A 14,227-nucleotide genomic window follows, 5' to 3' on the forward strand; every position below is an offset into this window, starting at 1 on the left:
CCTATCCCCCTGTGTGCCTTGCCTCCCACGCTAAAAAGGTCCGCACCCATACCGGCAACATCACCTACGTTATCACCCACGTTATCTGCAATGGTTGCAGGGTTACGGGGATCATCTTCAGGAATACCTGCTTCTACTTTACCTACTAAATCAGCACCAACGTCGGCAGCTTTGGTATAAATACCACCACCTACACGGGCAAACAAGGCAATGCTCTCTGCACCCAAAGAAAATCCAGTTAATACTTCAATGGTCTTTAACATACCAGCAACATCTCCGTCCGGAGAAAAATATTGTTTCAATACAAGGAACAAACCACCTAGTCCCAATACAGCTAAACCAGATACGCCTAAGCCCATCACAGCTCCACCTGTAAAAGATACATTCAATGCTTTACTCAAACTGGTCTTGGCAGCTTCAGCTGTACGAACGTTTGCTTTGGTTGCTACTTTCATTCCAATGTAACCTGCAGTTGCACTGAAAACCGCACCAATAAAGAAGGAGATAGCAATGCTCCAGTGACTGTCTTCATTAGACTGTGCCATGAAACCTAATAAGATAGCAACGATTACTACGAAATAAGCCAGAATCTTCCACTCAGCTTTCAAGAATGCCATAGCACCCTCTGCAATAAAAGTGCTGATTTCCTTCATTCTGGCGTTACCGGCATCCTGCTTGGAAACCCAGTTAAATTTAATCAAGGTGTAAAGAAGTCCGATGACTCCCATTGCCGGAACGGCATAAAACAATAGATTGTTCATAAGCAATTTTGTGTCAGAGTTAAATTGTTAAAGGTTGGCAAAAATAAGGGTTATAGCCTTTTAGTGCTACATTAAACGCGGTATGGGCATAATTATTATTCGTCCCCCATATCCGGAACCTCAGAATCCGTGAAAACAGAACTCATTTTACCGGCATGCCAGATATTACTGTTGAATTTATTGCCCAGAATTATGATGGTAGCGGTATCCCCGATAATTCTTCTGAAAACGGCATTATTGCCATGCCACCAGCCGTTATGGTATACAATGGTGGGATTGGGCGGATCTACATACAGATGCCAGCCTAATCCATAGTTCTTTTTACCCCTGGTTTCATTGCTCAGTGGCTCATATGCCAGTTCCTGTGTAGCCATGCTTACAAATTCACCCTGGTACAGGGCTTTATCCCAAGCCAACAGGTCGCGAACAGTGCTATACACATTCTTGTCTCCATACACACAATCCAGCTTTTCCAGCGGATAAGGTTTTTTGCCAGGGGTATAGGAAGGAATATAGTTACCGGTATCTTTCATACTAAATACATAAGTGTCTTTCATTCCGAGGGGAGTAAAAACGCTGTCTTTCATGTATTGCGGAAAAGTCTGACCTGTAATTTTTTCAATCACCAGGGCCAGCAAGGCAAAATTGGTATTGTTGTAACTGTACCTTCTGTTAGGCTGAGACTCAGGTGCAGGGCGCGTTCCGGCCAAAAAGCGCAATACATCCTGATTGGTACTTAAGCCGGTAATACTAACCGGGTCTTTCACATAAACGGTTTGTTTTACCCATTTACCTCTGCGGTTCTTTTTACGGGTAGTATAAGAACGGGTACCTGCCATCAACTGATCATATTTGGGAAGTCCGGAACGATGAGAGAGCAATAATTGCAAGGTTATTCCTTTGTAAGGAAAGGAGGGCAGATATTGCTCTACGGGGTCATCTAATTCCACACGGCCCTGCTCCATCAGCCTTAAAAGGGTCATGGCAGTAAATGTTTTACTGATAGAAGCAACATGAAAAGTAGAAGAGGGGGTAATGGGCTCCTGGGTAGCAAAATTGATCATGCCACGATAGTCTTCAAAAACCACTTCTCCATTTTTAGCAACTAAAATGGCACCGTTAAAGCCGGTTTTAATCAATTGCTTTTCATACAAAGGCTTAATGGCATTTGCATAATATGTTTTTTCACTCGATTTTAAACTACTGTATACAATGGGCTTCCCTTCATTGATGGTATCCTTTGCAGGGGCGGGGGAACCGCTACAAGCCAATAACAAATAACTGAATACGGGAACTATCATCAAACGCTGCATTTATTTTGTATAGGGTTAGATCTTGAGCAAAGATAACTTTACCCTTTGTTTATACAACCAACGTGGAAAACTATGGCCTTGGTATACAATTAGATAACATTATTTTGCAAATATGAGCAAGCAATCAAATACCAGTTATCCGAAAGACCGGATTAATATTCTTTTTTTAGAGAATATCAGCGACAAGGCGGTACAACAGTTTAAACAAAATGGATATATCAATGTGCGCAAATTAAGCGGTGCATTGAGTGAGGCTGAATTAATCAAAGAAATTAAGGACGTACATATTTTGGGCATCCGTTCCAAGACCCTGATTACCAAAAAGGTTTTGGATGCAGCGGCTAAATTGCAGGCGATTGGTTGTTTTTGCATTGGAGTAAACCAGGTTGACCTGAACGCTGCCATGCAAAAAGGGGTGGCCGTATTTAATGCGCCCTATAGTAATACCCGAAGTGTTGCGGAACTGGTAATTGGTGCATCTGTTATGCTGATCAGAAGAATCCCTGACAAAAATATAGCAGCTCATAATGGTGTCTGGATGAAAGAAGCCAAGGGTAGTTATGAACTGAGAGGAAAGACGCTGGGTTTAATTGGTTACGGAAATATTGGCTCTCAGGTTAGTGTTTTGGCAGAAGCCCTGGGTATGAAAGTGTTGTTTTATGATACTGAAACCAAATTGCCACTAGGCAATGCAAGCGCTGCTAAAAACATGAAAGAGGTATTGAACCATGCCGATATTGTTTCCCTGCATGTTCCGGAAACACCGGAAACCAAAATGATGATTAATAAAAATGCCATTAAGCAAATGAAGCCGGGTGCCATTTTAATTAACTATGCAAGGGGAGAAGTGGTAGACTTAAAAGCTTTGGCCAATGCCATTTCTGAAAAGCATATCAGCGGTGCGGCCATTGATGTTTTTCCATGGGAACCTGAAAAAAACGGAGATCATTTTGAAAGCCCGGTACAGGGATTACCCAATGTTATTCTTACTCCGCATATTGGTGGATCAACGGAAGAAGCGCAACAGAATATTGGGGAAGATGTCAGCATAAAATTGTTTCAGTATCTGGAGAGAGGAATTACCAATGGATCGCATACCGTACCAGCCATTGGATTACCACCGATTGAAGGAACGCATAGAATCCTCCATATCCACCACAATGTGCCGGGTGTTTTGAGTGCCATCAATACCGCTTTGTCTAATAATAAAATCAATATCGTGGGGCAATATTTGAAAACCAATGAATCCATTGGTTATGTGGTGCTCGATATTGATAAAAAATTATCGAAGAAAGCAGTGGAGCTACTCAAATTAGTAAAGCATACCATAAAGGTCAGAATGCTTTATTAATGGATGATAGACTTAATTTTTTTAATCTCATCCGCATCTACAAAATCAATATCAAAATCTTCGGGCATTAAGGGATTTTGATATAGGCTTGAGCTGTGCACCCTGATTCTGGCAGAAGTATGTACTTCAGAAACGCCTGCTGTATCAATAATGCTTTTAACATTTCCGCTATTTAATCCACTACCAGGCATGATGATAATCCGGTCATTGGATTGCTCAACTAAGCTTTTTACAAGGGCCAGTCCATCGGTTACTTTAGGATGCTGACCACTGGTTAAAATTCTTGTACAACCGCATTGGATAATGGTTTCCAGGGCTTCTAATGGATTTATACAACGATCAAAAGCCCGGTGAAAAGTAACATCAAGGGGATAGGCGGCTTCCACCAATCGGGCCGTGTTCTCTTTATCAATAGAGCCGTCCTGATTCAGTAAACCAAAAACAACACCCTCAAATCCCAGCTCTTTACAAAGCAATATGTCTTTACGGATAATTTCAATTTCATCAGGGGTATGAAAATAATCTCCACCACGTGGACGAATCATTGGGAAAACAGGAATCGAAATTTTTTCTCTAACCGTTTTTAAATATCCATAAGATGGCGTGGTTCCGCCATTGGCATAATTCTCACACAATTCAATTCGGTCAGCACCAGCTTTTTCTGCAGCAACCGCTGTAGCTGTATTGAACCACACAGATTTCTAATAACATGATATGTATTGTAAAAATGAAATGAGTTAATAAAACTGTTTAAATCAAAAACTTGCTGTCTACCAATATGTTTTTATCGTCTGCATAACAAACCGCAAAATTGAATCCTTTTTGCAATGCATATCCACCATAAATGCCTTCTTTGTTAATCGCAATCATACAGGCCTGAATTTCTTTTGCTTTGGATCCTTTTACTTTTAATAATCTTTCGATGGCTTTTTTGCAGGCCATTTCCGGTGACAATCCCTGGCGCATGAACTCCATTACTGTATGTGCACCACCAATCCGGATAATATCTTCTCCCTGACCAGTAGCTACAACGGCACCCACTTCGTTATCCACAAATAGTCCGGCGCCAATGATAGGGGAATCGCCAACGCGTCCTCTCATTTTAAAACCCATGCCACTGGTGGTACAGCTACCACTTAAATTACCATTGGCATCCAGGGCAATCATACCAATGGTATCATGGTTCCAGGAACCATCCGACAAACGGGCAGGAGCAGAAATAATTGAATTTGATTGATTTATAGCTGCTAATTCATCTTGATTATTAGGTCTGTTTTCCTTATTCTCGCGGTTGATAGCTGGCTTATATTCGCTTTTCTGCAACCATTTTTTGTATTCCCGTTCAGCGCCTTCAGATAACCCTTCTTTTTCCAATGTAAAGCCCTGAGAAAGGGCAAATTGCTGGGCACCTTGACCCGCCAGCATCACATGTGGCGTATTTTCCATGACTTTGCGGGCTACAGAAATCGGATGCTTGATTCTTTCCAGACAAGCTACGCTGCCACAATTGGCATTTTCATCCATAATAGATGCATCCAGCGTTACAAATCCGTCTCTGTCCGGATTAGCACCTAAACCCACACAACAATTCATTTCATTCTCAGTAACCATGACGCCTTGCTCAACCGCATCCAATGCACGACCATTGTTTTTTAAAACAGTCCAGGCAGCTTTATTGGCCCGGATACCGGCATCCCAGGTAGATAAAACAATCGGTTTTTTACCGGCATATTTGGGCGCAAAACCAGCCAGAGAAAAACTACCTAAACCAAGGCTGCCAACTTGTAAAAACTTCCTTCTGGAGAACATGATACGATGATTTATGAATGAATATTTTTAAAAATAAGCATTGTTTCAATCCACTGCGGTAAATGGGTATAATTTCAAACACAACCCATAATAATCCACCTAAGCCACTGATAATCAACAAAAATTCAAAATAACTTATTTCTCATAATTAACATTATGTTAAATAGCGCACAACAGAATGGGAAGAAATACGTAAGTAATATAATATGCTGGATTAAAAAGTTTTTGGCAGTACGCAAAAGTATTTCAGAATCTCAATCGTGTAATAAATTGCAGCAACAAGCGTACCTCCCGCAATCACGTAAGTCAAATATTTTATTTGGAGTTGGGATTGTTCTAGGCGGTACTTCATATCGTCGTCAAGACTCTGCCTTTCAAATTCGCCGAGATAACCTCCTCTTGCGTAAAAGTTCTTCCCTTGCAAAGAAGCGGTAAAATTCCATTGTTCTTTAATGTGCTTACCGTCAAATCCTTTAACTTCTGTTTTTACTGACTCTATATTACCGTCTTTTTCTAGCTTTTCTATAATTTGATTTATTTGCAGATAATGCAAATCTTCGTAGTATTTTTTACTTTTCTCAAGCCTATTAACCAACTCATCGCTAGAAATACTAAATACGTTTTTTACTATTATTGAAAAAACATCGTCTATCCTTTTTAATTGTGTTATTTCATCCATCCCCCTAACTTACGCATTTCTTCCCATTCTTCCCGCTTCGTGGCAATCTTGCAAATAAATATACGATTGCCCCTACACAACGCTACCTAAGTAACATAATGTAGAGTTATGTAACTTTTCAATATTTCCTTTGTGGGTTCGCTTTGCTCACTTTGGGCGGCGGTATGTTGCGAATTTAAAGAAGTCAAATCGTTAGCACTTATTGCCATTAAATTCGCAACATACCGCCGCCAAGGAAATTGAAAACTCACATAACTAAACTTTATGTTAAATAGCGCACAAGGGAGAAAGAAGTATACCTACTGGTACACTAAAAAAATCGGTAATGAATGAAATGAGAAAATCCTAAGCAACTTACTCCGCTACCAGACGCACTATCCTTCCAGGTCCTTCTATGGAAACATAAATAGAACCATCGGGTGCCTGACGCACGTGACGAATGCGGCCGACTTTATCAAGTAGTTTGTGTTCTTTAACAACTTTGTTGTCCTTGATTTCAAGGCGGGCTAAATATTGCAATGCCAGTCCACCGACCAATAAATTGCCGGTCCAGCTTTTGAATTTTTTATCGGTAATGAATGCCATACCGCAGGCTCCAATCGACGGTACCCAATTGTGTACAGGATCGGTTACCCCTGTCATGGATGGACTTGCAGAAACAGGCTTGTCGTCGTAATTAACGCCATAAGAAACCAAAGGCCATCCGTAGTTGCTTCCTGCTTTAATGATATTGACTTCGTCGCCACCCTTGGGTCCGTGTTCTGCTTCCCATATATCTTTGGTAAACGGATTATACACCAGGCCTTGCGGATTGCGGTGTCCGTAGCTGTAAACCGTTGTAGGTGTTGTATTTCCGGGCAATACCGGGTTTCCGGCCGGAATACCCCCGTCCTGGGTAATGCGGTGCACTTTTCCCCAGGTGCTATTAATATCCTGGGCATTTTTGTTGGGCGAATTAGCACCGCCATAACTAGTGGCACCTCCTTCCCCAACACTTACAAATAAATTTCCGGCTTCATCAAAATCAATACGGCTACCATAATGACCAGTCATCGTATTGGCCGAATTGGAACTCAATAAAATTTTGGAATCCGTAATCTGATCATTTACCAGTTTAAAACGCATCAGATGAAAACTGCCGCCACCACCCGGATGGTTACCTGCATAACTAATGAAAATCCATCCATTGCTATTGTATTGCGGGGAAACCCTAACATCCAGTATGCCGCCCTGTCCACTGGTATTAATAACAGGCAGTCCGGTTATTTCAGTGATTTTATCTCCGCTTTTTCTGTGAAGCTTGCCTTTTTTCTCAGTGAATAACAAATCACCGTTGGGCAAGAAATCCATACCCCAGATCACTTCATAACCACTGATCAGTGGCACTGTTTTTACAGTGGGTTCCATTGTCATTTGCGAAGTATCTTCAATTGTCCCCTCTTTCTTACTGGAAGTACAAGAGAAGATACCTGCAAATGCAAAAGATAAAAATAGGGTACGGATTGGCATTATAATAACGACTTTAGCTTATTTGAAAGTAGCGTGTAAAGCATCAAACTCTTTGTACTTGGCTTCGTACTGATCAAACAGTTTGGCATCTTTACCTCTTACACGTCCCATTTTGTAATAATAAATATTGGCAATAAAGTCAACAGATTTATTCACTACACTCTTTTCAGTATTGGTACGGTTTGCTTTATCTTTTAAAATGGTATAAGACTTGGTTAACCATTCTGCAGCAACATCAGTCAATTCCATTGATTTCTTTTCAATTGCTGCATTTTCATTTTTAATTACATCGGTCTTTACCTTATGTTCAGCATCAGCTGCTGCTTTTTTCTTTGGATCTTTTACTACAGGTCTGTTGGCATTTAACTCCTGCAATTTCTTAATGTTTGCTGCGTACTTCTCGTCTTCCATATTGAAGTAGTTGTAGTAAGTTACCCCTACGTTGAAAGCGGCGATTGCATTGCTATTGTTTTTCTCGTATGCTTTTTTGAATGCTTCAATAGCTTTACGGGTGTATTTATCAACAGTTGCGCTATCCAATGCATCGTCATTTTTTGCAGTGATGAATACATCTCCAAACTGTAAATATTTACTTTCTGTTAATTGACCAGCCGCATCCATCTGATCGTATAATGCGGTTTTACCAGCTAAATCGTAGTTCTGATCTATGTACTCTATTTCAAAATCTTCCCAGTTTTCATTAGGATATACTTCCTTTCCTAAAGCCATATACTTCTCAAAAGATTCCTTATTCTTTTGTTTGGTATAATAGTCTACCATGTACTTGTAAATGTCTGCATAGCCCTCTCCCGTTACTTTGCTGGAAGCTAGTCTTGCATAATATTTAACTGCATCATCTGCTTTCTGAGCATTCTGGAAAGAATAAGCACAGTACAAAATAGAAGTGGTGTCAAAAGGCTGCTGAGAACTGGCCCACTTATTCTGGAAAATAATGTCACTATAGATTACTGCTTTCTCAAAATCTTTGGATGCAGCATCATATTTCTTATCCTTAAAGCTATTGATACCTAAGTTGAAAGAAGTTGAATACATGTCGAAGTATCCATCGGGTCCTTTTTCTTTTGCTTTAGCCAAGGTTGGTTCCAATTCAGCAAACTTCTGGAACGCAGCATGAGCTTCGTCTACTGCATTGGGGTACTTGGCACGGGTAGCTTCATTCTGATAGAAAGCAGCATAAATACGGGACTTCCAGTAAAAACCTTCTGCTTTGTCCTGATTCTTAGGATTGGCCATTGCTTTGTCCAATTCTGTCTTGGCTTCTTCAAATTTCTTCAGTAAAACATTGGTTTCAACTTTCTTGAAATCCTGAGCAGTAGCAACAGTTATCATGGCTACGCTTAACAACAAGGAGAAAAAATACTTCATATGGTTGTTTTTAGTCGTGTACTTAATTTAAAGGTTCTTCATCATTATTACTATTCAATCCATTATCTACCTGACCCTCATTGGAATCAGATGATTCTTCATTGATATTTTCTGTAGTAGCGTCGGTTGATTCAGTTGAACCATTTTCATCGCTCAACATTACTTCTTCTTCCACCTGCTCTTCAATCTGAGAAATGGCTGCAATTTCATCACCCTCATCCAGACGAATCAGCTTCACCCCTTGAGTGGCGCGGCCTGCTTCTCTAATGTCTGCAATGCCTGTACGAATAGTAATACCCGACTTACAGGTGATGATTAAATCTTCCACTTCTTTCACATACAAAATACCTACCAGGCTACCGGTTTTTTCGGTTACATTAATCGTCTTAACGCCCTTACCTCCTCGGTTGGTAATTCTGTAATCTTCAATGGCAGTTCGTTTCCCAAATCCTTTTTCACTTACCACCAATATAGTTCTTTCAGTATCGTCCTTATTTACACAAATCATGCCAACCACTTCATCTTTGGCATCATCCACTTCAATACCTGCAACCCCGATGGCACCTCTGCCTGTTGCTCTTACTTTTTCTTCAGGGAAACGTATGGCACGTCCGCTCTTTACCGCCATCATAATTTCGCTGGAACCATTGGTTAGTCTGGCTTCCAGTAATTCATCTCCTTCTACAATGGTGATGGCATTTACGCCGTTTGCTCTTGGTCTGCTGAAATCTTCCAGTGAAGTTTTCTTAATAATACCTTGCTTCGTACACAATACGATATAATGATTTTGTACAAAATCGGTATCTGAAATATCTTTCACATTGATGATAGCTTTTACTTTATCATCACCAGGTAATTGAATCAGATTCTGAATGGCTCTTCCCTTGCTCTGCTTCTCTCCTTCCGGAATTTCATACACGCGCATCCAGTAACATCTTCCTTTCTCTGTAAAGAATAAAATGGTATCGTGTGTAGACGCTACAAATAAATGTTCTACATAATCTTCTTCACGGGTTTTGGAACCAACAGCTCCTCTTCCCCCTCTTTTCTGCTGACGATATTCGGTAGCAGAAGTGCGTTTGATATAACCCAAATGAGAAATGGTAATCACCACATCTTCATTTTCAATCAGGTCTTCAATACGCATTTCATCGGCTAAATACTGAATCTCACTCTTACGTGCGTCACCGAATTTCTCTTTTACTTCCAGCAGTTCTTTTTTAATCAACGCATAACGAAGATCTTCATTTGCCAACAAGGCTTTCAACTCTTTAATCAACGCAATCAAGCCATTGAATTCTTCAATGATCTTGTCGCGCTCCATTCCGGTTAGTCGCTGCAAACGCAGTTCCAGTATGGCTTTCGCCTGAATCTCAGACAAACCTTCCACCTGGTTGTATAACTCACTGGTTAAGTCTGAGAACATGGCTGAATTTAAATACCAGCGCTCTTCGCGGCTCTTGGCCATCAACGCTTCCTTGGCTTCATCCGGTGTACGACTGGCACGAATCAAACGAATTACTTCGTCTAAATGATCAAGGGCTTTCAGGTACCCTTCCAACACATGGGCTCTTTCCTCGGCTTTTCTTAAATCGAATTTTGCACGACGAATCACCACTTCCATTCTGAATTCAATGAAAGCTTTGATTAAATCACGCAGATTCATGATGCCCGGGCGACCATTGCTAAGGGCTACGTTATTGATACCATAGCTGGTTTGTAATTCCGTGTATTTAAACAACTGGTTAATTACCACTTGCGCTACTGCATCCTTCTTTAATTCTACTACTATGCGGGTACCATCCTTATTACTTTGGTTACCTACATCGGAAATGCCTTCCACCACTTTGTTGATGGCCAGCTGACCAATGCGGTCTGTTAAAGTATCACGGCTTACCTGATACGGTACTTCTGTAATCACAATCATTTCACGGCCATTGGGCTTGGTTTCCACGTTGCATTTACCGCGTACCACCACACGACCCCTACCCGTCATAAGTGCCTGTCTAACTCCCTCCATACCATAAATAACCCCACCGGTAGGGAAATCAGGAGCTTTTACATAATTCATCAACTCTTCTATCGTGATATCTCTGTTGTCCACATAAGCCACACAGCCATCCACTACTTCACTCAGGTTATGAGGCATCATATTGGTGGCCATACCAACGGCAATACCGGAGGACCCGTTTACCAGCAATTGTGGAATACGGGTAGGCAATACGGTTGGCTCTTCCAGAGAATCGTCAAAATTCAGCTGAAAGTCTACGGTTTCTTTTTCTATATCGTCCAGCATGGCTTCAGCAATTCGCTGCAGTCTTGCTTCGGTATAACGCATGGCAGCCGGCGGATCTCCATCCTGGTTACCAAAGTTACCCTGACGGTCTACCAGTGTGTATCGCATGGTCCAGTCCTGCGCCATACGAACAAGGGTATCGTAAATGGCGCTGTCTCCGTGGGGATGGTATTTACCCATTACTTCCCCAACAATACGGGCAGATTTCTTAAAAGGCTTATTGCTATTATTGCCCAGTTCATTCATGGCATACAAAACCCTGCGATGTACAGGTTTGAATCCATCTCTTACATCAGGCAATGCTCTTCCAACGATTACAGACATCGAATAATCGATGTAAGCCGTCTTCATTTGTTCTTCAATATTGACCTGAATAATGCGGTCGTTATCGTTGGTTTGTTCCGGTAATAAATTTTCTTCCATTGGTACTTTCGGGTTCTTCTTTTTAATCCTTTTCAGACAAAAAAATATTCGGCTGAACGGAGGTCTGCGAAGATAGTTTTTTTAGGCCTTAAAATGGCTTTAAAAAGCTGTTTTTTTAAGGGTTTTATCCACACATTACACCCCATGTAAATGATTGATTTTCACGCATCGGCGCCAATTGTTCTATCTTTATTTTTTTTAATCTCTTTTGCATGCATATTGTTGTATTCGGAGCAGGAAAATCTGCCACGGTTTTAATTGCCTATTTAGGAAGAATCTGTAATGAAAAAAACTGGATTGGTACCATTGCAGATAAGGATTTGCAGAGTCTGGAACAAAAGATTGCGGGTTTTCCCTCACTAAAGGCCAATGCCCTTAATATTGAAAATGAAACGGAAAGGCAGGGGTTGATTAAAACCGCCGATATAGTGATTTCGCTATTACCGCCCGGACTCCACTTTTGGGTAGCACAGGATTGTGTGGCTTTGAGAAAGAATTTACTAACCGCCTCCTATCTGGATGCACAGATTAAAAGCCTGGAACCCGCCATTAAAGAAGCAGGTTTGTTATTTATTGGCGAAATGGGTCTGGATCCCGGCATTGACCATATGAGTGCCATGCAGATCATTGAAGAGATCAAAGAAAAGGGAGGCAGTATTCATTCTTTTAAGTCGCATTGCGGAGGTTTAATTGCACCCGAATCGGACAACAATCCCTGGCATTATAAAATCAGCTGGAACCCCAGGAATATTGTAACTGCAGGTAAAGCGGGTGCTGTTTACAAAGCAGATGGCAACAATGTTGAAATTCCTTACGAACTAATTTTTGTGGATTGCGAGCAACTGGAAATTCCTGAAGTGGGATCACTGGCTTATTATCCCAACAGAGACTCTTTATCGTATATCCCCCTGTATCAGCTGGAAAAAGCCAATACTTTTATCAGAACTACTTTGCGTTATGCTTCCTTCTGCACAGGCTGGGAAAAAATGGTAACAGCACGGTTAACCAGCGACGAGGAAATCATTAATACCGATGAACTTAGTTATGCCGAATTCTTCAATAGTCATTTGAATAAACACCAGGTAAGTTTGGATACGGCTGAATTACAAGAGCAGTTTGATTTTCTGGGATTGAACAATCCAGCAATGATTAATAAAGGCCAGATCGCTTGCTCACAACTTTTACAGGAGATATTAGAAGAAAAATGGAAACTTACACAAGGGGATAAAGATTTGATTGTGATGCTGCATGAATTTGAATACACACTCCACCAACAAAGATTTGCATTGAGCAGTTCTTTGGTAGTAAAAGGTGACGATGAACGGAAAACGGCGATGGCAAAGACCGTTGGTTTGCCATTGGGGATTGCAGCTGTTTTAATTTTAGAGAACAAAATTCAATTGAAGGGGTTACATATACCTATCGTGAAAGAAATTTACGAACCTGTATTGGCTGAACTGGCCAAGGAAGGAATTGCATTCAAGGAAACAAAAAAAGAATTGGCATGAGTTTTTGGTTGATTAAGTCTGAACCCTTCAAATACAGCTGGGATCAGTTTGTAAAAGAAAAGCAGACCTTTTGGGATGGCGTAAGAAATTACCAGGCAAGAAACAATTTAAGGGCTATGAAAAAAGGAGACCTTGCCTTGTGGTACCATAGCAATGAAGGTTTAGAAATTGTAGGTATTGCCAAAGTAGTAACCGAAGCTTATCAGGATCCTACCACAGAAGAAACTGCCTGGGTAGTAGTAGATTTTAAACCAGTGAAAAAATTAAAGAAGCCCGTGAGTCTGGCCACCGTAAAAGCCGATAAACGTCTGGCGAATATGGCATTGGTGAAAGCGCAGCGATTGTCTGTTCAACCCGTAACAGAGGCAGAATGGGAAATTATTATGGAACTTTCAGAGACCAATTAATGGTTGCCTGTAAATAGACTAGTGTAATTAAGAAAAATCTATTTGAAAAAGATATAGGCGATACCAATCGCTGCCATTACCCCAATCAAATCGGCCAGCATTCCTGCCCAGATGGCGTAGCGTACTTTCTTGATACCCACACTTCCAAAGTATAAGGCAATAATATAGAAAGTAGTGTCGGCACTTCCCTGAAAGGTACTGGCCAATTGTCCAATAAAACTATCGGGGCCATGGGTTTTAAATATATCCAGCATCAATCCCCTTGCCCCTCCTCCACTGAATGGACGCATAATGGCTACCGGCAATGCGGGAACAAAATCGCCGCTGGTACCCACCGCCGTAAAGCACCAGGTAATGCCGCTAATAATGGCTTCCAGAGCACCACTCTCTCTGAATACCCGAATGCCCACCAGCATCCCAACCAGATAAGGGATTACTTTTAAAATTACATCCCATCCTTGTTTGGCGCCTTCAATAAAAGCATCAAAAACATTTACTTTTTTCAGGTGTCCGCCAATGATAAACGTACAGATAATCAGGAATAAAATGGTATTGCCCAATACATTGCTGAACGTTTCTTTAGTTAGTAAAGTAGGCACCGGAATATCTTTCTGAGAAGGCAATTGCTGAAATAAACCAGGACAAATAAAAAAATGGCAGTAATAATGGTTCCCAGCCAGGCAATCAATACCCGGTCAAACTTCAATCGCTGATAAATGCCGGTAATAAGAATACTGGCAACCGTTGCCACAGCCGTAGCCAGCATGAGCGGAACAAATACACTG

The 14,227-nt window shown here is 41.1% G+C and carries 13 protein-coding genes; 3 read left to right on the top strand and 10 right to left on the bottom strand.

The window, feature by feature from the left end; translation table 11 throughout:
• Together P767_RS15835 and P767_RS15840 are read right to left on the bottom strand one after the other, a co-directional pair.
• Positions 1 to 761 (bottom strand): sodium/proton-translocating pyrophosphatase (locus P767_RS15835; RefSeq protein ID WP_037351622.1); only part of this gene is annotated, 761 nt, incomplete at its 3' end.
• Between the two features lie 95 nt (positions 762 to 856).
• Complete coding sequence (locus P767_RS15840) at positions 857 to 2,074, bottom strand: serine hydrolase domain-containing protein (protein ID WP_051417110.1); 1,218 nt, start codon at positions 2,072 to 2,074, stop codon at positions 857 to 859.
• Between the two features lie 112 nt (positions 2,075 to 2,186).
• Between P767_RS15840 and serA the strand changes: the two genes are divergently transcribed.
• On the top strand, positions 2,187 to 3,425 hold the full coding sequence (gene serA / locus P767_RS0104385) for a phosphoglycerate dehydrogenase (protein ID WP_026763549.1): 1,239 nt from the start codon (positions 2,187 to 2,189) through the stop codon (positions 3,423 to 3,425).
• Here the strand turns inward: serA and P767_RS0104390 are convergent.
• The 6 genes from P767_RS0104390 to gyrA all read right to left on the bottom strand — a co-directional run bounded on the left by P767_RS0104390 (position 3,422) and on the right by gyrA (position 11,527).
• Complete coding sequence (locus tag P767_RS0104390) at positions 3,422 to 4,120, bottom strand: copper homeostasis protein CutC (RefSeq protein WP_026763550.1); 699 nt, start codon at positions 4,118 to 4,120, stop codon at positions 3,422 to 3,424. The two genes, serA and P767_RS0104390, sit on opposite strands and share 4 nt — an antisense overlap.
• Before the next feature lie 55 nt (positions 4,121 to 4,175).
• The gene (locus P767_RS0104395; RefSeq protein WP_026763551.1) at positions 4,176 to 5,234 is read right to left on the bottom strand and encodes an isoaspartyl peptidase/L-asparaginase family protein; all 1,059 of its coding nucleotides are present in this window, start codon (positions 5,232 to 5,234) and stop codon (positions 4,176 to 4,178) included.
• A 214-nt stretch (positions 5,235 to 5,448) separates the two neighbouring features.
• Positions 5,449 to 5,913, bottom strand: coding sequence for a hypothetical protein (locus tag P767_RS0104400; RefSeq protein ID WP_026763552.1), 465 nt, complete (start codon positions 5,911 to 5,913; stop codon positions 5,449 to 5,451).
• Positions 5,914 to 6,267: 354 nt separating this feature from the next.
• Entirely contained in the window at positions 6,268 to 7,422 is a 1,155-nt protein-coding gene (locus tag P767_RS15845) for a PQQ-dependent sugar dehydrogenase (protein WP_051417112.1), read from the bottom strand.
• Positions 7,423 to 7,440: 18 nt separating this feature from the next.
• Positions 7,441 to 8,808 carry a hypothetical protein gene (locus P767_RS0104410; protein ID WP_157611363.1) on the bottom strand — a complete coding sequence of 456 codons (1,368 nt, stop codon included), beginning with the start codon at positions 8,806 to 8,808 and terminating at the stop codon, positions 7,441 to 7,443.
• 22 nt (positions 8,809 to 8,830) lie between these two features.
• A complete protein-coding gene (gyrA, locus tag P767_RS15850; RefSeq protein ID WP_051417114.1) occupies positions 8,831 to 11,527 on the bottom strand; it encodes a DNA gyrase subunit A in 2,697 nt (898 codons plus the stop codon).
• A gap of 212 nt (positions 11,528 to 11,739) precedes the next feature.
• Here gyrA and P767_RS0104420 point away from each other — a divergent pair, with 212 nt between their 5' ends.
• Together P767_RS0104420 and P767_RS0104425 are read left to right on the top strand one after the other, a co-directional pair.
• Positions 11,740 to 13,035, top strand: a complete 1,296-nt coding sequence (locus P767_RS0104420) for a saccharopine dehydrogenase C-terminal domain-containing protein (protein ID WP_037351623.1) — start codon at positions 11,740 to 11,742, stop codon at positions 13,033 to 13,035.
• Positions 13,032 to 13,442: an EVE domain-containing protein gene (locus P767_RS0104425; protein ID WP_026763555.1), complete on the top strand. Its 411-nt coding sequence runs from the start codon at positions 13,032 to 13,034 to the stop codon at positions 13,440 to 13,442. Before P767_RS0104420 ends, P767_RS0104425 begins: the two co-directional genes overlap by 4 nt.
• Before the next feature lie 38 nt (positions 13,443 to 13,480).
• Here P767_RS0104425 and P767_RS15855 read toward each other — a convergent pair whose 3' ends face one another.
• Together P767_RS15855 and P767_RS18645 are read right to left on the bottom strand one after the other, a co-directional pair.
• Positions 13,481 to 14,041 carry a spore maturation protein gene (locus P767_RS15855; RefSeq protein ID WP_051417116.1) on the bottom strand — a complete coding sequence of 187 codons (561 nt, stop codon included), beginning with the start codon at positions 14,039 to 14,041 and terminating at the stop codon, positions 13,481 to 13,483.
• A partial coding sequence (locus tag P767_RS18645) for a hypothetical protein (RefSeq protein WP_216593205.1) occupies positions 14,026 to 14,227 on the bottom strand: 202 nt, incomplete at its 5' end. The genes P767_RS15855 and P767_RS18645, both read right to left, overlap by 16 nt.

The organism is Sediminibacterium salmoneum NBRC 103935 (genome assembly GCF_000511175.1).
Classification (GTDB): Bacteria; Bacteroidota; Bacteroidia; order Chitinophagales; family Chitinophagaceae; genus Sediminibacterium; species Sediminibacterium salmoneum.